The 25,433-nt window shown below is 39.1% G+C and carries 25 protein-coding genes and 1 pseudogene; 17 read left to right on the top strand and 9 right to left on the bottom strand.

Annotated features, from left to right (window positions below; translation table 11 throughout):
- Window positions 1-412: 412 nt before the first annotated feature.
- From RMZ41_RS01435 to RMZ41_RS01420, 4 genes are all read right to left on the bottom strand, one after another.
- Entirely contained in the window at window positions 413-499 is an 87-nt protein-coding gene (locus RMZ41_RS01435; RefSeq protein ID WP_409874712.1) for a hypothetical protein, read from the bottom strand.
- Window positions 500-512: 13 nt separating this feature from the next.
- Window positions 513-752: a hypothetical protein gene (locus tag RMZ41_RS01430; RefSeq protein WP_322639747.1), complete on the bottom strand. Its 240-nt coding sequence runs from the start codon at window positions 750-752 to the stop codon at window positions 513-515.
- Between the two features lie 552 nt (window positions 753-1,304).
- Complete coding sequence (locus tag RMZ41_RS01425) at window positions 1,305-2,090, bottom strand: RDD family protein (protein ID WP_322639746.1); 786 nt, start codon at window positions 2,088-2,090, stop codon at window positions 1,305-1,307.
- A gap of 46 nt (window positions 2,091-2,136) precedes the next feature.
- Window positions 2,137-2,982, bottom strand: a complete 846-nt coding sequence (locus tag RMZ41_RS01420) for a hypothetical protein (protein ID WP_322639745.1) — start codon at window positions 2,980-2,982, stop codon at window positions 2,137-2,139.
- An 80-nt stretch (window positions 2,983-3,062) separates the two neighbouring features.
- On the opposite strand from RMZ41_RS01420, the gene RMZ41_RS01415 reads away from it, so the two are divergent.
- The 12 genes from RMZ41_RS01415 (at window position 3,063) to RMZ41_RS01360 (ending at window position 15,100) form a co-directional block, all read left to right on the top strand.
- Window positions 3,063-4,025, top strand: a complete 963-nt coding sequence (locus RMZ41_RS01415; RefSeq protein ID WP_322639744.1) for a stage II sporulation protein M — start codon at window positions 3,063-3,065, stop codon at window positions 4,023-4,025.
- Window positions 4,026-4,132: 107 nt separating this feature from the next.
- Entirely contained in the window at window positions 4,133-4,702 is a 570-nt protein-coding gene (locus RMZ41_RS01410; RefSeq protein WP_322639743.1) for a Uma2 family endonuclease, read from the top strand.
- Between the two features lie 48 nt (window positions 4,703-4,750).
- On the top strand, window positions 4,751-4,879 hold the full coding sequence (locus tag RMZ41_RS01405; protein ID WP_322639742.1) for a hypothetical protein: 129 nt from the start codon (window positions 4,751-4,753) through the stop codon (window positions 4,877-4,879).
- A 397-nt stretch (window positions 4,880-5,276) separates the two neighbouring features.
- Window positions 5,277-6,320 (top strand): phosphate ABC transporter substrate-binding protein PstS, encoded by a 1,044-nt coding sequence (pstS, locus tag RMZ41_RS01400; protein ID WP_322639741.1) that lies wholly within the window; start codon window positions 5,277-5,279, stop codon window positions 6,318-6,320.
- A 175-nt stretch (window positions 6,321-6,495) separates the two neighbouring features.
- Entirely contained in the window at window positions 6,496-7,473 is a 978-nt protein-coding gene (gene pstC / locus RMZ41_RS01395) for a phosphate ABC transporter permease subunit PstC (RefSeq protein ID WP_322639740.1), read from the top strand.
- Between the two features lie 48 nt (window positions 7,474-7,521).
- Window positions 7,522-8,403: a phosphate ABC transporter permease PstA gene (gene pstA / locus RMZ41_RS01390; RefSeq protein ID WP_322639739.1), complete on the top strand. Its 882-nt coding sequence runs from the start codon at window positions 7,522-7,524 to the stop codon at window positions 8,401-8,403.
- A gap of 325 nt (window positions 8,404-8,728) precedes the next feature.
- Complete coding sequence (pstB, locus tag RMZ41_RS01385) at window positions 8,729-9,508, top strand: phosphate ABC transporter ATP-binding protein PstB (RefSeq protein ID WP_322639738.1); 780 nt, start codon at window positions 8,729-8,731, stop codon at window positions 9,506-9,508.
- Window positions 9,509-10,093: 585 nt separating this feature from the next.
- The gene (locus tag RMZ41_RS01380; protein ID WP_322639737.1) at window positions 10,094-10,876 is read left to right on the top strand and encodes a phosphate ABC transporter ATP-binding protein; all 783 of its coding nucleotides are present in this window, start codon (window positions 10,094-10,096) and stop codon (window positions 10,874-10,876) included.
- A 184-nt stretch (window positions 10,877-11,060) separates the two neighbouring features.
- Complete coding sequence (locus tag RMZ41_RS01375) at window positions 11,061-12,350, top strand: NYN domain-containing protein (protein ID WP_322639736.1); 1,290 nt, start codon at window positions 11,061-11,063, stop codon at window positions 12,348-12,350.
- 81 nt (window positions 12,351-12,431) lie between these two features.
- Window positions 12,432-13,136 (top strand): SDR family oxidoreductase, encoded by a 705-nt coding sequence (locus RMZ41_RS01370; RefSeq protein ID WP_322639735.1) that lies wholly within the window; start codon window positions 12,432-12,434, stop codon window positions 13,134-13,136.
- A gap of 106 nt (window positions 13,137-13,242) precedes the next feature.
- Window positions 13,243-14,319 (top strand): 4-hydroxyphenylpyruvate dioxygenase, encoded by a 1,077-nt coding sequence (gene hppD, locus RMZ41_RS01365; protein WP_322639734.1) that lies wholly within the window; start codon window positions 13,243-13,245, stop codon window positions 14,317-14,319.
- A gap of 88 nt (window positions 14,320-14,407) precedes the next feature.
- Entirely contained in the window at window positions 14,408-15,100 is a 693-nt protein-coding gene (locus RMZ41_RS01360; protein ID WP_322639733.1) for an HAD family hydrolase, read from the top strand.
- A 150-nt stretch (window positions 15,101-15,250) separates the two neighbouring features.
- On the opposite strand, the gene RMZ41_RS01355 is transcribed toward RMZ41_RS01360, so the two are convergent.
- On the bottom strand, window positions 15,251-15,880 hold the full coding sequence (locus RMZ41_RS01355) for a CPP1-like family protein (RefSeq protein ID WP_322639732.1): 630 nt from the start codon (window positions 15,878-15,880) through the stop codon (window positions 15,251-15,253).
- A gap of 643 nt (window positions 15,881-16,523) precedes the next feature.
- Between RMZ41_RS01355 and RMZ41_RS01350 the strand changes: the two genes are divergently transcribed.
- Window positions 16,524-17,249 (top strand): response regulator transcription factor, encoded by a 726-nt coding sequence (locus tag RMZ41_RS01350; protein ID WP_322639731.1) that lies wholly within the window; start codon window positions 16,524-16,526, stop codon window positions 17,247-17,249.
- Window positions 17,250-18,167: 918 nt separating this feature from the next.
- On the opposite strand, the pseudogene RMZ41_RS01345 reads toward RMZ41_RS01350, so the two are convergent.
- Window positions 18,168-18,359: pseudogene (locus tag RMZ41_RS01345) on the bottom strand (DUF2811 domain-containing protein); the annotation flags it as partial.
- Between the two features lie 14 nt (window positions 18,360-18,373).
- Here RMZ41_RS01345 and RMZ41_RS01340 point away from each other — a divergent pair.
- Complete coding sequence (locus RMZ41_RS01340; protein WP_322639730.1) at window positions 18,374-18,535, top strand: hypothetical protein; 162 nt, start codon at window positions 18,374-18,376, stop codon at window positions 18,533-18,535.
- A 448-nt stretch (window positions 18,536-18,983) separates the two neighbouring features.
- The gene (locus RMZ41_RS01335) at window positions 18,984-20,240 is read left to right on the top strand and encodes an MFS transporter (RefSeq protein ID WP_322639729.1); all 1,257 of its coding nucleotides are present in this window, start codon (window positions 18,984-18,986) and stop codon (window positions 20,238-20,240) included.
- A gap of 170 nt (window positions 20,241-20,410) precedes the next feature.
- Here RMZ41_RS01335 and hisIE read toward each other — a convergent pair whose 3' ends face one another.
- A complete protein-coding gene (gene hisIE, locus RMZ41_RS01330) occupies window positions 20,411-21,061 on the bottom strand; it encodes a bifunctional phosphoribosyl-AMP cyclohydrolase/phosphoribosyl-ATP diphosphatase HisIE (protein WP_322639728.1) in 651 nt (216 codons plus the stop codon).
- Window positions 21,062-21,162: 101 nt separating this feature from the next.
- Complete coding sequence (locus tag RMZ41_RS01325) at window positions 21,163-21,351, bottom strand: ChaB family protein (RefSeq protein WP_322639727.1); 189 nt, start codon at window positions 21,349-21,351, stop codon at window positions 21,163-21,165.
- Between the two features lie 105 nt (window positions 21,352-21,456).
- Between RMZ41_RS01325 and hemL the strand changes: the two genes are divergently transcribed.
- On the top strand, window positions 21,457-22,755 hold the full coding sequence (gene hemL / locus RMZ41_RS01320; protein WP_322639726.1) for a glutamate-1-semialdehyde 2,1-aminomutase: 1,299 nt from the start codon (window positions 21,457-21,459) through the stop codon (window positions 22,753-22,755).
- Between the two features lie 645 nt (window positions 22,756-23,400).
- Complete coding sequence (locus tag RMZ41_RS01315) at window positions 23,401-24,306, top strand: polysaccharide deacetylase family protein (protein WP_322639725.1); 906 nt, start codon at window positions 23,401-23,403, stop codon at window positions 24,304-24,306.
- 227 nt (window positions 24,307-24,533) lie between these two features.
- Here RMZ41_RS01315 and RMZ41_RS01310 read toward each other — a convergent pair whose 3' ends face one another.
- Window positions 24,534-25,358: a fasciclin domain-containing protein gene (locus tag RMZ41_RS01310; protein WP_322639724.1), complete on the bottom strand. Its 825-nt coding sequence runs from the start codon at window positions 25,356-25,358 to the stop codon at window positions 24,534-24,536.
- Between the last annotated feature and the right edge of the window lie 75 nt (window positions 25,359-25,433).

Raw genomic sequence — 25,433 nt, 5'->3', positions numbered from 1 at the left:
TATTCGGCGATTGTAAGCACAGCCGAGTTCATGTTGAATCCATGCCCAGTCTTGGCCGCCATTGGTGGTTTTTAGTAATACTTGATAGCCAGCAATAGCTATTTCTGTATTACTGGCTTGACTACCTAGAGGAAAAGACAACATAAACCGACTAAATACTGCGATAAATTGGGCAAATTTTCCCTTTTCTTCTAACTTTGCTTTAGACAGTTGATCGATTGCCCAAGTTTGCAACTCATCAGCAAAATCATCATTGAGTTTGTCTAGGTTTTCTTTTAGTATTTCATGAGGACTTTTCCTGCTTTCTAGAGCTATTTGTAATACCTGATCCAATAAATTCATGATTCTTATCTAATGTGTAGTACTTAATAATTACCTAAAAGAGTATAAATCACAGGCGCGATCGCACTCGTCACAGATGTACAAGCCAAAACCAAGTAGATATACTAAGTCTAGAAAAAATATTATTGGCATAGAAACTTACAGTACTTTTAGCGATATTGAGGACAGTGCTAATTTGCTGGCGATTCTTGCTCTTTGCGGTGCAAATCGCTCAATTTTAGGCTGTCCATCCGCTCTGCTAGCTTGGCTGCTATGGTAGGTGGAATATAATTTTGACTTTTATTATCAACAGTACAAATTGTATCCAAAAGTTCATTCGCTTCATCTCCTTGAGAAAATAGCCTTTTGTAGGCGATTTCACAGTCAGCATTTTTCTTGGCATAATGCGTATGAAATTTATCTAGTAACAAAAATCATTTTTGCATAACTAGTTCTAAAAAATGCTTGCAAAAAGAGTCAACCTAAAAAAATACCTCTTTAGACAGATGCTTATTTTATTTTTCAATAAAAATAAATTATATAACTACAAAAGACTAAACACAATTTCCGTATTTATTCATAAATCATGATACATTTTTATTTTACTTTTCTCAGATTGCCTATATACCCATATATATATGTATAAATCTTAAAGTGAAATGATATTAGGCGATATCAGCTAGATATAAACCATTTTCGCGTTAATGAAAGAAGATGCTAAGAAGCTTCCAAATAAAAAAAGAATCAATCGCTTTGGTAAGCAGGGGGAGAAGAAATCGGATAGTCGTATTGGATACAGAATTGAGTATTTTAATTTTTGGATGTCCCCAAGCAAATCTAAGTTTGTCAAATTTCTGCACATATAAATAAATGGACAGCTAGTTGTACACATAGCAGAGAAAATAAGCTTAAAGATAAATTCTATGATTTTGTCTTTTAGGTAAACCTAGCTTTTTGTCAATGTTCTAAATAAAATTTCTAGCCTAAAATTCCGGTTGTTTATAAACGAGATAAACAGCTTCTAAAAATACATCAGGTGTCACAGCTTCTGGCAACTTTTCTAAATTAATAATAGCTACTACTTGCTCAGCTAACTTTAGAGATAGTGAGGCTTTTGCTTTTGATGACATTGTAGATCGTCGTTGTAAATACTCACGAATAACAGCAAAATCATCGGGTAATAATTGCGAAAAATCGGCGATTGGAATTAACTGTTCGTGAAGTATCTTTGCCTGTTCTGAAATCGTCAATGTTGCAGATGCAGTGGGTGTTTCGGCTTGAATTACAATTGTGCCAGCAGCCAAATCACCTAAGCGTTTTTCACGACTACCCAACATAATTAAAAAAGCGCCAATAAACAACGTCTCATCAAAGGGTCGCAGTAGGGCACGTAGAGTTGCTTGTTGTAGCCCGATGAGTCTGCCATCATCTCGAACCACGCGAATTTTAGCAACCCGTTTCCCAGGGGTTTGCCCAAACCATAAGGTTTCAAAAAATACAAAATAGCTAATGTAAATTGCAAAAGCGATAATGAAGAAAATTGCTAAGAACCAAATATCTAAACTTGGTAAATTTGTAAAAGTATCTTCAATAAAATTTATCAACTGGGTTGAGAAAACAGTCCACGTAAGGACAAACAGAACCAAAGTTACACCCAGCACAGTATAGTCAATTAGCAGTGCTAAAGCTCGATTTCCAATTCCCGCTAGAGTAAATTCCAACTCCACACTTTCTGGAGTTTGGAATGTGATGCGATTAAAAAAGCGCATATTTTAATCAATTGAAAATTATATAGAGTTGAATCAAAGTGTTGAGCTAACGAAAATCTTGTGTAGGAGGTTTTCGTAACTGTAAACCTAGACCCTCACGCCGAGTTCGCAAGTCCAAGTATAAAACAGCTTTTAATGCTTGCCAGAATGGCATTACTAAAACTCCACCTACTAAGCTGCCCACCCAAGAAATAAAATACACAATTCCGTAGATAATAGAACCTTGCTCAAGCTTTAAGAGGAATAAGCTAGGTATATAGTTTAATACAAACAGTAATGGCAGTGTAACGAAAAAAGCAACTAAAACAACGCCTTGAATGCGAAGTACTGAGGCTTTAGTTAATTCCCAACTTCTAGAAACACTTTCGCCACCATTAATATTTTCCTCAACTGCTAGCGGTACCTCAGCTATAACCCAACGCGAGTAGAACCACGTTAGTCCCAACAACAAAATAATTACCATTAAAATTATTGTCAATGTGGTTGTGACTATAACACCAGCAGTACCTAATATCCCCCCTAATAAAGCTACTAACAAAGCAGATAGAATACCACCTGCGATCGCCAATCCAAAATAAACTACCAGCAAAGATATACCTACTTGAAAACCAACTCTTAAAAATGACCACAGACGAGGATTAATATGACTGCTGGCATCGTGGACACTTTCAGGTTGGTAAATTAATTCTCCAAAAGCCAAGCGTGAAATTAGTCCAGAGATGGCTGCATATTTCGCCCAGCCATAGATCGGAACTATAATCCACAAGTGAGCGATCGCAGCCAATTTCAGATAAGTATTCAGATGAGAACGATACAACCGCACCGCAGCACTGACAACATTCCCTACACTCAGTGGTTGTATCTGGCCGGAAGATCCAAAATTTTCAGACATAATGGCAAATTTACCTTGAAACTACGGAGTTCAATTTGAGGCTATCTTAAGCTAAGTTAAACTCAGTGTTCCCAAAATTCATGAATATTCAACGTTGGATTGCGCGACGAGAACCAAATTGGCAGCGTTTGGATGCCTTATTAAAGCAGATAGAAAAAAAAGGCTTAAAGTCCCTACGCGCAGCAGAAATTAGAGAGTTAGCGAGTTTATATCGTTCAGTAGCGGCAGATTTGGCTCGTGCCCGTACCCAGCAAATCGGTAATACTTTGATACAAAGTTTACAATCTTTAACAACTCGTGCCTATACGCAAATTTACCAAGGTTCGCGGCGACAAGAATGGCAGGCAATCCTAGAATTTTACAAATGGGGATTACCATCTATAGTTCAGAAAACATTTCCATATATTGCTGTTGCGACAGCGCTGTTTCTACTAGGGGCGCTAGTAGCTTGGTGGTATTCCTGGCAAAACCCCAGCTTTATGGCTTTGATCGTACCTGAAAGTTTGATTACCAAGGTGCGAGATGAGCATAAATTATGGATGGGGTCAATTGTCGGTGTTGAACCTCTGGCATCTAGTAGTATTACGATCAATAACCTGTCAGTATCCTTTGGTGCTGTTGCCGGTGGTATTACCGTCGGGCTATACACAGCCTATTTGATGGTATTTAATGGCTTATTAATTGGTGCTGTTGGTACTTTAGTTGGTCAAAATAATCTGGCTTATCCTTTCTGGGCCTTTGTATTTCCGCATGGTTCTTTGGAATTACCCGCAATCTTTTTTGCTGGGGGTGCAGGATTTTTATTAGCAAGAGCAATCTTATTTCCTGGTAAATATCGTCGTGGAGATGCACTAAAGTTTTACGGTTCTCAAGCAGTGCAGTTAGTATTTGGGATTGTACCAATGTTGATAATTGCTGGTACAATCGAAGGCTTCTTTTCACCTAATCCCAGTATCCCTGATGCAATTAAATATCTGGCAGGAATGGGATTATTTATACTTTTGGTATTGTATTGTAGCCGCAAGCGAACATTAAATAATTGAGTTAGGTGCGAATTAGTAAATTGAAAAAATATTTTAGAATAAGGGAAATGCTTTTCAGTTAATACTTCACTATGTAAAAAACATCATAAACTAGAGCTAATAAAATCATGGTACAAACACCAAATAAGATATTGACCCTAGAAGAGTTTCTCGCACTACCAGAAACTAAACCGTATTGCGAGTACATAGACGGTAAAATCATTCAAAAACCTATGCCTCAAGGAAAACATAGCACTATTCAAGGAGAACTCTGTCCTACAATCAATTCTGTTATCAAAATCCAAAAGATGGGTTGGGCTTTTCCAGAATTACGTTGCACTTTTGCAGGACGTTCTATAGTTACCGATATCCCTGTATTCTCTTGGGGAAGGCTTCCTGTAGACGAGAATGGTGATATTGCCAATACATTTGCCGCAGCACCCGACTGGATAATTGAAATTCTTTCCCCAGAACAAAGCCATACAAAAGTTACAAAAAAAATCTTACACGCTCTCAATCACGGGACTCAAATGGGTTGGTTAATTGACCCTGATGAGCGCTTTATTGCTGCTTACCCTGCGGGACAACAACCTTTACCTTTTGAGGAAACTGAGTCTGTTTTACCAGTGCCAGAATTTTGTCAGGGGTTACAGTTGACGGTAGGTGATATTTTGGGATGGCTAAAGGTGACTGCGTAACAAATATTTTGTTCAATCTAATTTACTATTTTTATACTTAAAATATATATGCCAAAACGTATCATCACTGGATTATCTGATGAACAACAGGCAATGCTTTCTATCTATATAGAGAGAAGTGGCGATCAATACAAATATCAACTGAATCAATTGAGCAAGAAAAAGTCGCAGCAGTAATCAAAGCTGCTTATGGGGTGAGTGATTATCCTAAGCCTGAGTATATTATTCTATGATTCTGTGTAAATGCACAACCTAACAACGAATAATTTAGGATTGCTACTTAATTTCAGATATTCACCTATAAATACAGATTTTTTATCTCTTTTCTACATGAAGAGATAATCTTAAAGTTGTGTGATTTACTCACTCTCCATTATTTATATCAAACTTAAATTTTTCATCAACATATTTTTATTAAACTAATCTAGACACTCAGATGTCAATAAAAAACATTTTTATAATTAAGATTTAAACACATCTTAATATGTTGTTTATTCATCGTTAACCATGAAAAATGTAACTTGATTAAGGCTGTAATCACAACAGGAAAATATTCCTTCAAGTCAGAGGTAATATGATTTTTTCGACCACCATCTTGAACCGTGTCGTTGCTACTTCATTGGTGACAACTTCTATTGCAGTTAGTCCATTTTTTGGTGCGATCGCACAAGCCGAAACTCTTAATGGTGCAGGAGCAACTTTTCCCGCTCCGCTTTACGAACGTTATGCTCGTGAAGTGAAGAAGAAACATCCAGACTTGAAAATCAACTATCAAGCAATTGGTAGCGGTGGTGGTATTCGTCAAGTCATCGCTGGAACCGTTGACTTTGGTGGTAGCGATGCTGCAATGAAAGATGATGAAATCGCTAAAGTCAAAAATGGTGCAATCTTAGTACCCACAGCAGGCGGTGCAGTTTCTGTGGTTTATAATCTTCCAGGTGTTAATAATCTCAAATTGTCCCGCGCTACATTACCAGCAATTTACTCAGGTCAAATTACCAAATGGGATGACGCGAAAATTAAAGCTGATAATCCAGGTACTAATCTACCAAATCAAACAATTAAATTTGCTGTTCGCGCTGATGGTAGCGGTACAACTTTCATTTTTACAAATCATTTGAGCGCCATTAGCAGTTATTTTAAAGGCAGAGTTGGAGCTAACACTGCTCCAAAATGGAATCTACCAAATGTTCTCAAAGGCAAAGGGAATCCAGGCGTAGCTGCTATAGTATCTCGTACTCCTGGCTCAATCGGTTATGTAGAATATAGCTACGCTGTTCAAAACAAGCTTAAATCAGCGCTAGTACAAAACAAGAAAGGAGAATTTGTTGCTCCTTCTTTACAATCTGCAAATGCAGCTTTGTCAACTGTCACTTTTCCAGCTAATTACCGCGTTTTTGTAGGAGATCCAGGACAAGGTTATCCCATTGTCGGTTTGACTTGGATGATGGTTTACAAACAGTATGGTAATTCTGCTAAAGCTGATGCGATTAAGAAATGGATTAATTGGGTATTGAAAGATGGTCAACAGTATAATGATGACCTCAACTACACCAGAATTCCATCTGATGTGGCAAATCGTGTCCTTCAAACAGTAAATAGCTCTGTCAAACCTTAATTTGCAATCTTTAGGATTTACAGAGAAAATATCCCCCAACCCACTTAAAAAGGGGGATTTTAAAATTCCCCTTTAAAAAGAGAGAATAGGGCGATGAATTACTAATATTCTCTCCTACTAAAGTAGTTAAAAATTCATTCTAGTAGTAATAAAAAATCTATTTTATTGATTTGTAATGGCAAATTCATCAGATGATTCAAATCTAGGCGATGAAAGTTTCAACCTAACTGGCTTTAGTGGCACAAATTTCTGGTTTGACCAAGGTTTTACACGGTTAGTATACTTTTTTGCTGCGATCGCTGTTGCAGTATTATTTTTGATGAGTTGGGTAATCTTATCCGAAGCTCTACCAGCTATTAAGCAGTTTGGACTGGGATTTTTGTGGGGAAAAGATTGGGATACAGGTAATCAGATTTTTGGTGCATTACCCTATATTTATGGAACTTTGGTAAGTAGTGCGATCGCTATTTTATTTGCTGTCCCTGTGGGCATAGCAGTAGCCTTAGTCACCAGTGAAAATTTTTTACCTACATCGCTGCGAACTATCCTAGCATTTGTTGTTGAATTGATTGCAGCAATTCCTAGCGTAATTATCGGTTTATGGGGGATTTTTGTCTTTATTCCAGTTTTAGAACCTCTACAAAAATGGCTAGCTAGCACGTTTAAATGGATACCACTGTTTAACACAGAAGATCCTTCTGGGACTAATATGTTGACTGCTGGAATTATTCTAGCCATCATGATTTTGCCCACAATGGCAGCAATTAGTCGTGATGTTTTAATGGCTATTCCTAAAGAATTACGCAGTGCATCTATGGCTTTGGGTGGTACTCGTTGGGAAACAATTTTTCGAGTCTTGTTACCATCTGGATTTTCTGGAATTGTGAGTGCAGCCATGCTTGCTTTAGGACGTGCTTTAGGTGAAACAATGGCCGTTACTATGGTGATTGGTAACTCTTCTCAAATCAGCGCTTCTTTACTCGATCCAGCTTATACAATTCCCTCTGTATTAGCTAATGAATTTGCCGAAGCGGAACCGGGATTACATATAGGTGCTTTAAGCTATTTGGGATTGATTTTATTTGGGTTAACTTTAGCAGTAAATATTGGCGCTGTACTATTGGTGAAGTGGGTTGGTAGGAAAAATAAATAACACTTTATCATTTAGAAAAACCTTTATTCATCAAACCTTGTAAAACTTATGAGTGGTTATATTCAGTCAGAAACGGATAAATCTTTGGCGACAGAATTATGCAGTCCTCTGCCAACAGAGCGAGTAATATTTACATACACAATGAATGCGATTGCTTTTGGTTTCGCAGGTCTAGCACTCATTCCTTTATTATCAGTTTTATGGGAAATTTTCATCAGGGGAATATCTGGACTCAAATCAGAAATGTTTGTCAAAGCAGTTATTGATAATGGCTTTGGGAATGCCATTCTAGGAACCATAATTATGGTGGTAATTGGTGCTATTTTAAGCATTCCCACAGGGATTATGACAGGAATTTTTTTAGCAGAATTTGGACAAAGCAACATAATTGCTGGTTTTGTTCGTTTTGTCACCAGTATTCTTACAGGCGTGCCTTCAATTGTTGTAAGCGTATTCGCTTATGGTGTGATAGTTTTAGTAACTAAAGGATTTAGTGCGATCGCAGGTGGTTTCGCTTTAGCTGTAATTATGCTACCTGTGATTATACTGACAACAGAAGAATCTTTGAAACTGATTCCCACATCTCAACGTCTCGCCTCTGCTGCTTTAGGTGGAACTCGCTTCCAAACTACTTTTCGTATTGTTGTTACTACTGCAATCCCCGGAATTACTACAGGCATTTTATTAGCTGTCGCTCGTGCTGCTGGGGAAACAGCACCCTTGATTTTTACCGCTTTATTTAGTCTAGATTGGTCAGAAGGATTGTTAAGTCCAACAGCTTCTTTACCAGTATTGATTTTTAACCTCTACAACGACCCTGACCCAGAAAAAAGCCAGTTAGTATGGACTACTTCTATAGTGCTACTCGGCTTAATTTTATGTGTAAGTATTATTTCTCGTTTAGTTATTAGACAGAGAAGAATCAAATGAAAAGAATACAAAATTTAAAAGTCAGATTTCATCAATCCAAATTAATTATTAGTTGTTTTGAATTATCTCTTAGTTTAAAACCACTAAATATCATATAGCAGTCCTAAATGAGTAGTGAAAAATATAGATAAAAAAACGAACTGCAATCGCGCAGCATCTCGTTAGAGAAGAAAGAGACATGTAATTTTCACAAATAATTGATGACTGCTATTTTTAGTAAAATCTTTAAATCTATTTGTTAAATCACCGTTTTCTATTATTCATTCTAACTTTTGAATCCTGAATTATGTTTTGATAATTTTTTATTTCGCACCTTCGAGCAAGCATGAGTAACCTAATTCCAGCTATCAAAGTTAAAAATATCAGTTTTTACTATGGCACAACCAAAGCAATTGAAAAGGTATCAATAGATATTTACCAAAACCAAGTAACTGCAATTATTGGCCCTAGTGGTTGTGGTAAATCTACCTTCATTAAAATTCTTAATCGCATTAGCGAATTAGAAGGGCCTGTGAAAGTTGAAGGAAATGTAGAATTTTTTGGTCAAAATATTTACGATCCTCGTGTCAACATTAATCGGTTACGCCGTCAAATTGGTATGGTGTTTCAAAAACCGAATCCTTTTCCGATAAGCATTTACGAAAATGTTGCTTACGGAATGAGAATAGCAGGTAGACATTCAAAATTGGAATTAGATGAAATAGTTGAATCTGCACTTCACAGCGCTGCTCTTTGGGATGAAGTAAAAGATAAGCTCGATAAATCAGCTTTAGGGCTTTCTGGTGGCCAGCAACAAAGATTGTGTATCGCCCGTGCTTTAGCAGTCAAACCGAAAGTTCTATTGATGGATGAGCCTTGCTCGGCTCTTGACCCCATCGCCACGATGAAAGTTGAGGAACTGCTTCATAGTTTACAGTCTGACTTGACAATTGCGATCGTTACCCACAATATGCAGCAAGCTGCTCGCGTTTCTGATTTTACGGCTTTCTTTAGCACCGACGAAAGTCGCATTGGTCAGATGGTTGAATTTGGTGCTACAGAGCAAATCTTTAACAACCCACTAGACCCTCGTACCCGCGACTATATTTCAGGGCGTTTCGGTTAAGGTATGTTCTAGTAGGGGCGCATAGCTATGCACCCCTACAAATTTCTGTAACTCATCTGATTCGGAACCGCTATATTTATTTTTGTCGAATTATCTCGCGTTATAAGATGCTCATAAAGTGGACTTTAAAAAAGTTACTAATTTATCTTTATAAATAAACTAACTCCTCATTAACCATGAGGAGTATATGATATTAATATTTTTATTTCTACATAGCTCAGAACTTACGCAAACAATGGACTAAGAGAAAGATTTTCATATAGGAGAAATTCATAAATGGCTTCTACCACATATAATTTTGCGTAAGTCCTAATAACTATTTTAAATCGAACCAGACCAAATCCTTTTTCATAATAAAGATGGCATGTAAGTAAAGGCAGGAAAAAAGGGTATAAAAAGTTTATAAGAGAGAAATTTTGAAATATAGCTTTTATATAAATATCTGTTAGCAGTTTATCTGCTGCATGACTACTGTATAACTACGTAATTTCCATGAATATCTCCTTTTAGGAGTAACATAGTGAAACAGCTGCGTTGATTTGTACTGTTTTACTTAATTAAGTTTTGTTTCACCGTTTTGGGAATATGAGTAAACTAATTCCAGCCATCAGAGTCAAAAACTTCAGCTTTTATTACGACACTCAAAAGATAGTTGAAGGCGTGTCAATGGATATTTACCAAAACCAAGTCACGACAATTATTGGTTCTAGTGGTTGTGGCAAGTCTACTTTTCTTAAATCGTTAAATCGCATGAGTGAATTAGAAGAAGCAGATGTAAAGGTTGAAGGAAAAGTAGAATTTTATGGACAAAGTATTTATGAGCGTCGTGTCAACATCAATCGCTTGCGTCGCCAAGTTAGTATGATTTTTCCCAAGCCTAATCTTTTCCCTATGAGCATTTACGATAATGTTGCTTATGGGGTGAAATTAGTTGGATGGCATCCAAAAGTAGAATTAGATAGGATTGTTGAGTCTGCCATCAAAGCTGCTGAACTTTGGGATGAAGTGAAAAATAAGCTGCATAAACCCGCTTTAGAGCTTTCTGGTGGTCAACAACAAAGATTATGTATTGCCCGTGCTTTAGCAGTCAAACCAAACGTATTGTTGATGGATGAACCTTGTTCGGGCCTCGATCCTGCTGGTAGCATGAAAATTGAGAATTTGATTCACAACTTACGTTCTGAATTAACAATTGTAATTGTTACTCACAATATGCAGCAAGTTACTCGTCTATCTGATTTTACTGCTTTCTTTTATAGTAATGAAAATCGGATTACTCAAATGGTTGAATTTGGGACTACGAATAAAATCTTTACTAACCCAGTGGATTCTCGCACCCGGGACTACGTTTTCGCCCGCGTTAGTTGAAGGGTTTCTAAAATTTCAGCTATTCAGAGGTCTATGACATAGTGGAGGCAGAAATTAAGGTTGAATTTAATTTTTGCTTACTTTGAGGTCTTCTTGGGTTGGGCAATGCAGGCTGACATTGACAGTCTTTTTTTATACTATATACTTAAAGAAAACTATCTGCCTAGACCACCTGAACCATAAGATGAAATGTCCTCTGTGCGAATCTACTTCATATTATAAAAATGGTCGTTGCAATGACCAACAGAATTACCTCTGCAAAAATTGTGGCAAACAATTTTTTGAGTCTGCATTACCTTGTTCCCTGCAAATGGACTTGCTTGCTAACAGCAATGGACATACGAAAGTATCTAATACTGATGAGGCGGAACTTTCTTTAGTAAAAAACCTGTCAGAAGAAAAAATCACAGAGCAAGGTCTTGGCTCTTTTAATTTTATATTAGCTGAAGAATTGCTGCAAACTATATTATCGCCTGATTGCCTAGAATCTTCTGTGTTCAGCCAGTTGCTCTTAAAAATTCAGCAAAAAAATGATATTAAAGATAAGTTAGAAATAGGAATATCTCTTTTACTTTTGGATGCAGAAAACTTAAAATTAGATATTAATTCCGAATTATTTTTAGCCAGTATTTGTAAATTTCCTCTCCAAGTTAAAATTGCATTTGCTAACTGGAAAAACCCCAGTATTGGGAAGCAAGATATTGAACTATATAATCGTGGTTATCAACTTGTCCATGTGCCTGAAGGGAAAAATAGTGCTGATGCAAAAATGATTGCATTCGGCGCTTCTATCTTACGCTCTTATCCAAGAGTTAAAGAAATATTAGTCTGTTCTAGCGATGGAATTTTAATTCACCTCTGTAACGAACTTCAAAATCAGGGATTAATTGTCTATTGGGTACGTAGACAAGGACAAAATTTGCATATAGACAATCGAAATACTGGCAAATTAATTGATTATTCCTTAGCAGTTACAACAGAAGTTCCATCCTTTGAAAAAGTAAAAGTGGCTGAGACAATTCAACATTTAATAAAAATTGAAGAGGAGTCAATCAATGCTAAATTAGACAGTTTGGTGGATGTGGCAATTTCATTTCAAGAAAAATGCGAAATCGAGATTAAACATAATCCAAGTTTCCCAGAAATTGAGAAAATGATTTCGATTTTAAATAACTCACTTACAGAATCTATTCAAGAGAAACAAGAGGATTTTACGAAAACATCTAATGAAAAAATATTAGACGAATTACTATTTAAAATTATTCAATATATACAAATTAATTATCCTACAACTAAATTATCTGTGTCTAAGCTAGGTTCAGAGTTACAGAAAATAACCGGAGAATCTCCTAATTCAATTATCAAAAAATTAAAGTTGGGTTCTAGTTTTCTTAAATATTTAAAATCGTCTCCCACATTTACATTAAAAGCGAGTGGGAAAGAATATGAGGTAACAGCACTACTCTGGGAATAGATATTTTCTAGATATTTACGCACAACCTGAGCCTGTAATCCAGTATTCTGTAAACAGATGTAAAGAAATATAAATATTACAATGCAGGATAAAGTTGTCGTTATTGTCGGTGCTAGTGGTGGTATTGGTTCAGCTTTAACACATAAACTTGCGCCCACCGGAGTCCGGTTGGTATTAGCTGCGAGAGATGCAACTCGTTTAACAACACTAGCTACCGATTTAGCAGGGGAAGTTTTAACCGTTCCCACCGATATTACTGACCCCCAACAAGTAGATACTTTGATAAAAAAGACGATCGCTGAGTTTGGTCAAATCGATATTTTGGTAAATGCAGCTGGTGCTGGTATACTCAAACCCTACAATAGCCTGGAACCTGCTGATTTAGACAAAATGCTAGATGTCAACTTAAAAGGCAGCTTTTACACTACTCAAGCGGCTGCTGAAGAGATGCAAAAGCGCAAGTCTGGTCACATCTGTAATGTGGTAGGAATTCTGGGCAAGCATTCGATGGGGATGGCAGCTGCTTATTCTGCTTCTAAGTTTGGTGTTGTCGGTTTTAGCAAGTGCATGGCAGAGGAACTGAAGCGTTTTGGTATCAAGTTCACGCTATTCTACTTTGGTGGGGTAGATTCTCCCTTCTGGGATAATGTCAACTTAAAAGTAGACCGAAAAAAAATGCTCAGTCCTGAAACTGCTGCCAATGCAATTTTCTTTGCCCTTTCTGCCGAACCGCAAGCTGTGCCAATGGAAATTAATATTCAACCTGATAGTCATCTGTTCTTTTAGAGTGGGAGTTCGCCTAAATAATTCCTGCTTAGGAAGGACATGAAAATCTAGCAAAAGAGGCAAAATTTACAGATATATAAGCTGCTATGCTTGATTTTCAATATCTATGAAAATTGATCACGTTCATTTCTATGTAGAAGACGCGAAAGTATGGCGGGATTGGTTTGTACACCATCTTGGTTTTCAACCAGTAGCCGATCGCAGCAATTCATTTCACACTTGTACAGAAGTGGTGAAAAGCGGTGCTGTGTGCTTTTTTCTATCTTCACCACTGTTACCCACAAGTCCAGTAGCGGAGTTTTTGCGTAAATATCCCCCTGGTGTGGCAGATGTCGCTTTTGCTGTGGAAGATGTGGAAGCTGCGATCGCACTTGCTCAAAAACACGGTGCTACAATCCTACAACCCATCCAGGAACGCCAAATAGGTACGGCACTTCTCAAGTGTGGCAAAATTGCCGCTTGGGGTGGATTGACTCATACATTGATAGAAAAGTCATTTGTCAGTAGTCCTTCGTCATTGGTTTTTGACAAAGGACAAATGACAAATGACAACACTTTTATTGCCATAGATCACGTAGTCTTAAATGTGGCAGTTGGTGAATTGGAAAGTGCTGTGGCTTGGTACGAGAATATTTTAGATTTTGAACCCCAGCAGGCTTTTAAAATTAAAACCAATCGTTCTGGTTTACACAGCCAGGTGATGGTTTCCCACAACGGTAGCGTCCAATTACCAATTAATGAACCAGCTTCCGGAAATTCCCAAATTCAAGAATTTTTAGATATCAACCGGGGGCCGGGAATCCAACATCTTGCCTTGCGGACAAATAATCTTGTAAGTGCGATCGCTAAATTACGTGCCAGTGGTTTATCCTTACTCTCAGTTCCTCAAACCTATTACACCCAGCTAAAACAGCGTCCAGGATTGCCTTTATCACTTTTAGAAATTGAGGCGATCGCTCAACAAGAAATTCTCGTAGATTGGCAAGAATATACTTCTGCCGGGGCACAACAAATCGCGCCTTTATTACTGCAAATTTTCACCCAGCCAATATTTGAACAGCCGACATTTTTCTTTGAATTTATTGAGCGCCGTTCCCAAGCTAAAGGTTTTGGCGAAGGTAACTTTCGCGCTTTATTTGAAGCCATTGAAAGCGAACAAATTAAACGTGGTACTCTTCAATGATGCCTGAGTACAAAATATCAATTGAAATTCAGCCAAAAAATAGCCATATATCTGAGATAAACTTAATAAAAATTAACTTTTTCCGCCGATGCTAAGACTGATTACTGACTTCGACGGCCCAATTATTGATGTTTCCGAACGATACTACCGTGTTTATCAATTCTGCTTAGAGAAAACCCGTCGCCCAAACCAAGAAGTGCAAGAACTTCCGAAAGCGGAATTTTGGCAGTTAAAGCGATCGCGCGTTCCTGAAAAACAAATTGCCTTAAATTCCGGGTTAGATGAAGCTCAAGCTCAAGAATTCGCCCAGTTGCGGCGGCAAACTGTGCATACAGAAGCTTATTTCAACTACGACACTCTCGCGCCTGGGGCTGTGGATGCACTGTTAAAAATTCAACAAGCTGGAATTGATTTGGCAGTTATGACTATGCGCCGAGTTCGAGAACTAGATTATGCTTTTAAAAAACACGATTTAGCGAGATTTTTCCCAGAAAATCGTTGTTATTGCTTGAGTAACGACTACGTTAAAACTCGTGATATTGAAGATAAGCCCTTGTTAATGGCTAGGGCATTAAAAGAACTACCTCTGGCTACTGATACTTGGATGGTGGGTGATACCGAAGCCGACATCACCGCAGCTAAAAATTATGATATTAAGGTGATGGCTGTGGAATGTGGTATCCGCGATCGCACTCAATTAGAAATTTACCACCCCGATTTAATTGTTAAAGATTTCAGCGCTGCTGTAGATTTAGTCTTAAAACCTAAACACCTTGTCTAGAAAAGCTATGTAGCTGTCACAGATTGAATTAATTAATCGTATAAATTAAAGCAGGAGTCAGAATAGCAATTCTGACTCCTGACTTGATTATTTGAGAAGAACACATATAAACCATGTATTCTTTATAAAAACTTGCTTACAGGTAGTGGTTTAACGTAGAAAACTACTAACCAACCACAACAATATAAACGTTACGACAGTAGAGAACTGATTCGTTCCCAGAGTGGTAAATGATGATATTTGTGGTAAGAGCCAGCTAGCAACTAGTCCCCCAGCAATTAAGCCAATGATTAAACTTATCAGGGTAAACAAAACTGCTCGGCCAAATTTACCTTCCTTGCGATTGAGGAAGTAAATACTGGTGCCTACCCCAACCACCAATGCTAACTGCAAAATCTGCTCGCCTCCCTCTGGATAAAACAAGCTGATAGAACTCAAACCAAGGAACCAAGCTCCTGGTAAAAGTATATCCGCAGATGTCGGTTGATCCAGCATCCGTTGTAGCCATGCAGGTGACTGCTCACGAGGTGTTGGACTTTCTTTAGGAGGTGATTGCACTCGCAACTCTGGAAACCGGATACGCTCAGGGACTTTAATTTTACCTTCCTGGCGCATCCGTAAGCGATCCATTAAAATCGCATCGTAAGCCGCTTCAATTACTTCTAAATGCTTGGCATCGCCACTATGTTGCTCGAATAGGCGATTACGAGCATCCTGAATTTCATCGAAGCTAGCCTCTTCTGATACCCCAAGTTTTTCGTAGGGATTTTGATCGCTCATGGGAGTTTGTTACTTCAGCCTCAGTCAGCGGCAGTCTTTTGTCGAATAAAAAACAGCTTTAGGTTTTATTTTAATCGAAACTAAAGTTTCTATCTATTTTATGCCCTACCAGGATAGTAGCACGGGTTAGTTTGATTGACTTTGTTGTTTCAATTATAGTCACTTTAACATATCACTATAACTCCGTGTATATCCTCATGTCGTTGCTTAATTCTGGCTTTAATCTAGAATTTGAACGGAAGATTACCTAAAATCCAGAGTTTTTATGAAAAAACCAACTTTACTGCTTTCAATTTGGCAAAAATACTATGCCCTAATAGAGTTTTTTTAATTATACTGAATAATCGCTTGTGGTATATATCCGCAGATCGATTTAAAATTGAAACGTTTTAAGTAGCCACCTAACTAGAATCAAGAAGGTCTTTTGGTGTCAAGAACTCTTGCGGCTAAAGTCAGAGCGCTTATCTACTGTAATTAACAGAAGTTTCGCGTTCTCATTGCCCACAATCGCTGATTACAGTATTTATTTGTGAACGATCAGGATTCTCATACCGTAGCCATGTAGATTCTTAGTTAGTACCAAAATGGCAACTGCGTTTTTACGCAACTCTCTTATTAATCTTACGAATTTTTGTGCAAAGTAATGGTCACGGCTCCTGCTAAGATTCTTGTAGTTGACGACGACCCTGCGGTTCGGAATTTAATCCAACGCTTTTTGATTAAGCAGAACTATCAGGTGGAGGCTGCCGAAGACGGAAAGACAGCCTTAGCTCTATTTGAGCAATTTAACCCTGATTTGGTGATTCTAGATGTGAATCTACCAGATGTAACTGGGTTTAACCTTTGCCAAGAGATGCAAAGTCGTAATGGTGTTTTTGTTTTGATGTTGACTAGTCGTGCTGACGAAGCTGACAAAATTCGTGGCTTTGCCAAAGGTGCTGACGACTATCTCACTAAGCCTTTTGGATTGGGAGAGTTAGAAGTCAGAGTCGGAGCAATTTTGAGACGTCAGCGAGTGATAACGACTGCCGAGCAGAAACGCTTGGTATTTGAAAAACTGATGATCGATCCGGTGCGACGGGAGGTAGCGCTTAATAACCAAGCAGTACCTTTAACTGCTCTGGAATTTGATTTGTTACATTTTTTAGCAAGTCATCCAGGTAGAGTTTGGCGGCGTGCAGAACTCATCCAAGAGGTGTGGGACTATGAATATGTCGGCGACCAGAGGGTTGTAGATGTACATATTGGTCAAATTCGCAAGAAGATTGAAATTGATGCTAGTCAGCCAGCATTAATTCAAACTGTACGTGGCGTAGGCTATAAGTTTGAATCTCCTGCTCACCCTCAACAGTTGGAAGCTAAATCCTGAGTTTATAGTCTAGAGTTTTTTAACTCTTGACTGTTCACTCTTGGGGTAGTGATTAAGTCGGTCGGTGCAATTCAAGCTAACTAGTGGGGGCTGTCATTTGTCCTTTGTCATTGGTCATTGGTAAAAGTTTGCAGTCTGTTTACGTTCCGTAACATAGTTGGATTTATTTCTGACGACTTATCTTAGTAAATTTCATTGGCTTTAGTGAAAGACAAATTTAGACAATCAAACATAAGTAGATATTGCTCAAATACAGACCAGACAGTTATTTGAGCTATTTGGTTTATCCATTTAAAACAGTGAACTTTCTCGCCTATCCACTGAAAAATATTTCTTTCGATTTGACTGTATTAGCAAATATAACGATGCTGAAGGTAGAGTTTGTAGGGGCACATAGCTCGTTAATTTAACCTGAAATCAGCAATCATAAATATCGTCTACTGTATTTGCAAGTTTCATAACAAGTAGTTTAAGCTCTTGTTTTAACCTTTTAAGAGACTTCTAGTTAAAAAAATATCTCATTGTAGGGGCGCAATATCTTGCGCCCCTACAAATATGCAAATAATTTGGGATAATTTATTTTCTGCAAGCCCCTAAGATCAGAATCTACTGATCTTTTTTGTTGTAATATTGCCCCGATATGCTCGATCGCTTCACTATTGGTCAAAATCCCATAAATGGGACACGGTAAACTGTGTCCCATACTAGAGCATGATTTAGAATAACGCCCCGTAATTCGTAATTAAATAGGGGTTTATACCCACGTTTTTATAAACGGCTTGTTTTGTGTCGGGGTTTAAATCCGTCATAAAACATAACTACGAATTACAAATTACGAATTGTTTAAATCAGTACCTATGGGGTATCTAGTAAATTGGCTGTTGCGGGTGATTCAATGCTGGGCGTTTCTACTGAGGAGTGATGGAACAAAGTTTCCAGATAAACTCGGGCAGCGCGGCGATCGCTATCTCCATTTTGGAGTAAAAACAATGATAGTGCCGCCGTCAATACCCTATTTTCATCCCAATCGGGATGGGTTTCTAAGTAGTGTTTTAAGGATTCGTGGAGTGTTTCGGGAATTTCTGTAAAGATGCTAACCGTTGATTTCATGAGATTTTCCTCCTATGAGGATAATCAAAAGGGACAAGTTGTTTGCAGTAAAGCGCCAATTGGCTTCCTCACCCTTACGGGTGATGCCTCCGGCACGCCAAGGGCAAACGGTAGTAACTCAAGAGGGGAAACCCCCTGACGCTCGCGGACTCGCTAACGCTGCGCTATGGCGCTAGCCTCTCCCTTTGGGAGAAGACCGAACTACCTCACCACTCTTTTGTCAGTCCGGCAATCTACGCTTACATCTTAGGTAATATATTTTACACATTTGATGCTAGCAGTTAAACGAACTACAAGAGCAAGCCGAATCATTGTGCGCCAAGAGGGGGTGGGTTTGTCAATGCTGCGAAATGTTAAAAACGATTGTATAAAAAATAAATACGAACGAGATAATCAGTGTTAGAGCCTATTTTTCGTTACTTTACTTTATAAAAACTCAGTCCTTGAAGTTCCTTAGCACTGTTAATTAACAATCCCCAGTCAGAGGGTAAGAAGCCTATTAGCTCGTAGTCAACCTGTGGAAAACTGTTAAAATCCCTGTGGAAACCCTGTGGAATGAGTCAGAAAAATAGCAGGCAATGATAAGAATTACAAAAATGTCATCAGACTATGACATATAAACTCATGAAATTAGCTTCTCAATCTCAGCTATCATCGTGGCTGCCTTCGATACATCCCCAAGTCTGGATTTTCGCAATTGGTAGATTTCTCTCGGAAGTTGGCACCGGCTGTACCCTGTTTTACGCCCCCATTTTTTTTGTGAATGAGGTCGGTTTATCCGCAACCAGTGTTGGGGTAGCCTTGGGTAGCGCCTCGATTTCCGGCATTGTGGGGAGGATTGTAGGTGGTTCTTTAGCTGATTCTGACCATTGGGGTCGCCGCCGCACTTTGTTGCTAGCCACGGCGATTTCAGCAATTGCTTCTCTAGTTTTAGCTACAACCAATGATTTTACTATTTTGGTAATTGGTAGCTTGATTAGCGGTTTAGGCATAGGTTTTTATTGGCCTGCGGCTGAAGCTGTTGTTGCTGACGCTAGCCAGATTGACAATCGCCGCGAAACTTTTGCGATCGCACGACTGGCTGATAATCTTGGGTTAGCGATCGGAATTGCGCTTGCTGGATTTTTAATCGCGGTAATTGGGAGTTATCGATGGCTATTTGTGATTGATGCCATTTCTTTTCTGCTGTTTTTTGGGGTTGTCTATGTAGGAATTAGTGAAACTGAACAGCAGCAGATAGAGGAATCTGAAAAGATAGAACTTTTGGCTTCTTGGATGGCAGTATTAAGCGATCGCCGTTTCCTGGTCTACATAGCAGTTAATATATTCTTTACAATCTATATTTCTCAAATTCATAGCACCCTACCGCTTTACTTCAAAAACTTTGTTATCAAAAGTACTAGCGAAGGATTTGCTCAAACTACGATTAGCGTTTTATTTGCTTGGCATCTGGTGTTCGCCATCATCTGCCAGTTGCCTGTAACTAGCATCTTAAAACGCTGCTCTCACACGCTCGCGCTTACGGTTTCCGCTATTCTCTGGGCAATTGGTTTTGGCCTAATTTGGGTAAGTGGCACTGCCCTATCTGATAATTTAGTTTTGGTAGCGTTGGCATTGGGAGTATTTGCAGTTGCAATTGTTTCTTATACCCCATCAGCTGCTTCTTTAGTGACTGAGTTGGCCCCGGAAAATCAACGCGGCGTTTATTTTTCCATCAACGCTTTGTGCTGGGCTGTTGGCTCATTTATTGGTCATCCGTTGGGTGGATGGGCATTAGATCAACCGCAAAATATTACTGATAGTTTATGGCTAGGATTTATCTTGAGTGTGGCGATCGCTGTGACAATTTTACAGTATCTCAATCGAATTTTAGCTGAGTAGGGGCACTTATTTAGGCAGGGGAGCAGGGAGCAGGGGGAAAGAGGCTTTTTTGATTTTTGCAGAGATGCGGTAATCATAAGTGATTAACCAAACTTGAGATGAAACCCTTTTTGCAGGAAAATTCCAGTATTCTTTCTCCTCTGCCCCTTGCTCCCTGCCCCCTTTCCTCCTCACTGACGACGTTCTTGCAACTTACGATATACCGATTTTAAATCCACTTTATGATGAGCTAAGGCAACCAAAGTATGATATAGCAAATCAGCCACTTCACCTGCGATCGCATCTGCTTCATCATCTTTAAAGGCCATTACCACCTCAGCGGTTTCCTCACCGATCTTTTTCAGAATTTTGTTATCGCCACCTGCGAATAATTTACAGGTATAAGAATTTTCAGTCGGATGATCGCGGCGATCGCATATTATTTGAAACAATTGCGACAATGTATCCCCTGGTGGTGGGACAATATTTCCTTCTATTTGGTGAAAGCAACTGCGTTCTCCAGTATGACAAGCAACATCTCCTAATTGCTCTACCCCTATGAGCAAGGCATCACTATCACAGTCATAACGGATACTTTGCACTTTTTGAATATGTCCAGAAGTCGCCCCTTTATGCCAAAACTCTTGCCGGGAACGGCTCCAAAACCAAGTTTCTTCAGTTTCTAAAGTTTTTTGTAACGATTCTTGATTCATCCACGCCATCATTAGGACAGTGCCATCCAAATAATCTTGGACAATTGCAGGCACTAGACCCCGTTCATCGTAGCGAATTTTTTCAACAGGGATAGCGTTATGCAGCGATCGCGAATCGTTAGAAGACATACCAGCTAGTTTGCTCTAGTGAGAATAAATCATCACTTCACGATACCATTCTGAATAGAGCAACTGAGATGTTTTTTTGAATTTCACTATTTTCTCTAGCTCTAAACAAGAATATTCCGCTCCATAGCAGACTGCATCTTGACAGCACTTAACGCAACTTTGTGAGCTTTTGATGCCTCACCATACCAATGGATGCCCGAGTTAAAAGCTGCTCGGTAAAGATCCTGGTATGCTTCAGATAACCGAGTTTGAATATCTAGAGGCAAGTCTTTATTTGACTTACATAACATATTGTTATTTTTTTGTTCAGCTATTTATATAGGATAGAAATTCTGAGTACTTTTTGACACTATTCTAAGATAGAGCTTTTTATTGCCCACTGTTAGGAGAGAACCTTGGTAAATACCACAATTAAAACAACAAAATCACAAGAAATCTTTGCCGCCGCTCAAAACCTTATGCCCGGAGGAGTCAGTTCTCCAGTTCGTGCCTTTAAATCTGTAGGTGGACAACCCATCGTTTTTGACCGTGTTAAAGGCGCATATATTTGGGATGTAGATAACAACCAATATATAGACTATGTAGGCACTTGGGGCCCAGCTATTTGTGGCCATGCTCATCCAGAAGTAATTGCAGCGTTGCATGAAGCTTTAGAAAAAGGTACCAGTTTTGGCGCTCCCTCCGCGCTAGAAAATGTTTTGGCAGAAATGGTCATCGATGCTGTTCCTAGTATCGAAATGGTCAGATTTGTCAACTCTGGAACTGAAGCCTGTATGGGAGTTTTGCGGCTGATGCGGGCTTTCACCAACCGAGACAAAATCATCAAATTTGAAGGTTGCTACCACGGACACGCCGATACATTTCTAGTAAAGGCAGGTTCTGGGGTTGCCACACTTGGCTTACCAGACTCACCAGGAGTTCCGAAAGCGGCGACTAGCGGTACTCTAACCGCGCCTTTCAATGACCTAGAATCCGTCAGAGCTTTGTTTGAAGAAAACCGCGACGAAATTGCTGGCGTTATTCTTGAGCCAGTTGTTGGTAATGCTGGATTTATTGCACCTGATGCGGGTTTCCTAGAAGGATTACGGGAACTAACTCACGAGTATGGAGCCTTATTAGTATTTGACGAAGTGATGACAGGCTTCCGCATTGCTTACGGTGGCGCTCAAGAAAAATTTGGTGTTACTCCCGATTTAACAACCTTGGGTAAGGTGATTGGTGGTGGTTTACCAGTAGGAGCTTATGGTGGTCGCCGAGATATTATGTCAATGGTTGCCCCTGCCGGCCCCGTATATCAAGCTGGGACTCTTTCTGGTAATCCTTTGGCGATGACTGCTGGGATTAAAACTTTAGAATTGCTGCAAAAACCAGGTACTTACGATTATCTTGAGCGGATTACTAAAAAGCTTGCAGATGGTTTGCTGCAAATTGCTAAAGAAACTGGTCATGCGGCTTGCGGCGGTCAAATTAGCGCCATGTTTGGCTTATTTTTTACCTCTGGCCCAGTTCATAACTACGAAGATGCGAAAAAGTCTGATACAGCCAAATTCGGACGCTTCCATCGGGGTATGTTAGAGCGTGGTGTTTACCTAGCACCCTCTCAATTTGAAGCTGGGTTTACGTCCTTTGCTCACACCGAAAAAGACATCGATCAAACTTTAGCAGTTGCACGGGATGTAATGTCTAATCTGTAACCTGTTAAGGGATTCTCAAATAAACTATCGAACAGAATTCAGGAGTCAGGAGTCAGAAAACAGGTATGAATTCTGTACGAGTGGCGGATAGCGACACGAGAAGGCGAGTCTTCTCGCTTGGCGCTAGCCTCATCACTCAAGTAAGGTCACACCCAATACGGTTCGGTTAAAGGGGAAAGGGAAAAGGGGAAAGGTTTTGAATACATCCTTTACCCTTTTCCCGCAAACCCATTCCCCAAACCACAAGGAAAATGAAAAATGCTTATCCGCACCGTATTGAGGTCACACCTTCGTCATAATTTTGCAATGGCTTTGTCAATGCGATATGCAATATTTAACCTACATTAAGTATATTCATGTTAACAAGGCAAAATTAATTGCCTTTTATAGTTCTCTAAATTCCCCTTATATCTCATAGTCTACAAAAACTAATTCACAAGAAGGCTCTCACCTTCCTGGTGAGAGTTTTGTTTATAGATATTTAAATTATCTGTAGGGTAAGGCATTTTTTCGGAGTCAGGGTTGGAGCTAACTTTAGAAGATATACCAATCATGCTGTAGTTTGCATGGCAATGCTTATAAAAGTATAAAAACCTGCCAAAAGTATTGTGATAAAAATGGTTCTACCCTTGAAGGAGCTACGAAGTGCAGAACAATAAGTCATTTTTTAGTGTACAAAAAATATTAATAGCGTTGCTTGTCTTGAGTACCACCACGATGATGTTTATCAAGTCAAGATTGTCTGAGGCCGAAAGTACAGAAAATATAAATGTAAACAATCTATCAACCAAGGTCGGAACTCAACAACAGATTGAAGAATTAAAAGCAACTATGCTTAAAATTTGGCAGCAACAGGCACAAATAAGGGGTCTCTCCTATGATGTCCCAACAAGTTTTCAAGGGGCAACAATTACTGCGGCAAAACTTACTCCTGAGCAGAAAGTAATTGCTCTCACCTTTGATGATGGGCCATGGCCTGATAGTACCGCCAAAGTACTGGATATTCTTAAACAAAATCAAATTAAAGGAACATTTTTCCTCATTGGACAGAACGTGAAGAATTATCCCAGCTTACTGAAGCGGGAAATTGCTGAAGGTCACGTAATTGGTAATCATACTTGGCATCATTGGTATCAATTTTTGAATCCACAAGCAGCCGCTTATGAAATTGACCACACAGCAGACCTGATTTATCAAGTGACAGGTATTAAAACAAATCTGTTTCGACCACCAGGGGGAATCATGCACAATGGGGTAGCTGATTACGCTAGAAATAGCAAATATGCTATCGTCCTCTGGTCATCTGACTCTGTAGACTACTCGCGTCCTGCTGTACCAAAGTTAATTAATAATGTGTTCAGAAAAGCCAAACCAGGTGGAATTGTGCTGATGCATGATGGTGGTGGTAATCGTTCTAAAACTGTACAAGCTTTACCAGAAATTATTGCCAACTTTCGAAAACAGGGCTATAGCTTTGTTACTATTCCTGAACTTTTAGAAATGCAAGATAAAGACCAAAAGCTGATGGCAAATCAAAAGCAAAACCATTAAGTGCAGTTGCCAATTTATAGCAACAGCCTTGGTAGTTAGGACATCAACAGATGATGAAACTTAGACACAAAAAGACTTTTCACCCAGTCCCTAGTCTCCAGTGCCTTGCTATAACTCGCCGTTATTAAAATAAAAAAACCGTCCAAAATTAACATTGAACGGAATTTTTATTTATTAATACTTTACGCCAAGCTAATTCTGTTACCGATTGTACTAATATCTACGAGTTACAAGTCGGGAGGCAACATTACCTGGTCGATTGCATGAATCACGCCGTTAGTGCCTGTGATGTCTGCTTGTGTCACTTTAGAATCATTAACAGTTACACCAGTACCAGGATCGACCTTAACGTTGATTGCGCCACCTTCAAGGCTTTTAACTTCACCAGACTTCAAATCAGTGGACAAGACCTTACCAGATACTACATGGTAAGTTAAAATCTTGAGCAATACTTCTTTGTTGGCTGGGTTTAACAATTCTTTCAAAGCATCTGCTGGCAATTTAGCAAAAGCTGCATCAGTGGGTGCAAAAATAGTTAAGTTATCTTTGCCTTGCAAAGCTCCAGTCAACCCTGCTGCTTTCAAAGCTTTGGTTAAGGTTTTAAAAGAAGCGTTTGATTCTGCCAAGGCTAACAAGTTTTTACCTTGATTGTTGCTTGCCCCTGGAGGAGTTGTAGTAGGTGTTCCACTGGGTTGAGTTTCCGGGGTTGTACCTGGTGTGGGTGGTGTTGGCTCACTAGGTGTAGCGCTACCACCACGGTTATAAGGAGGCTCATTGAAAATACTTGGTCTGGGATTTGTTACACCACTTCTCTGCGCTACTTGTTTGCGCTTGATATTACCCTTTTCTATTTCGGAAGCAGCCTCAGCAGGTGTGTACTGAGCGTTTACTTGAAGGCGTTGACCTTTGTTATAGGGGGCTTCGTTGAAAATACTGGGGTTAGGATTTAGTACCTCTTTAGCTTCAGATGGTAAAGTAATGAGAAGGCTTAAACTAGTAAATCCTGCTATGCCTGCTAAGGTGGTCAGCAATTTGCTGTTATTTGTCTTCATAAATTTTGTTTGTCTTTTTGTTCACACATTACATAAAGATTTATAACATTTTGCTATGCACAAAATCTAACCATA

Source organism: Nostoc sp. DedVER02 (assembly GCF_034530675.2).
Taxonomy (GTDB): domain Bacteria; phylum Cyanobacteriota; class Cyanobacteriia; order Cyanobacteriales; family Nostocaceae; genus Nostoc.
This window is presented reverse-complemented; position numbering and strand designations above follow the sequence as displayed.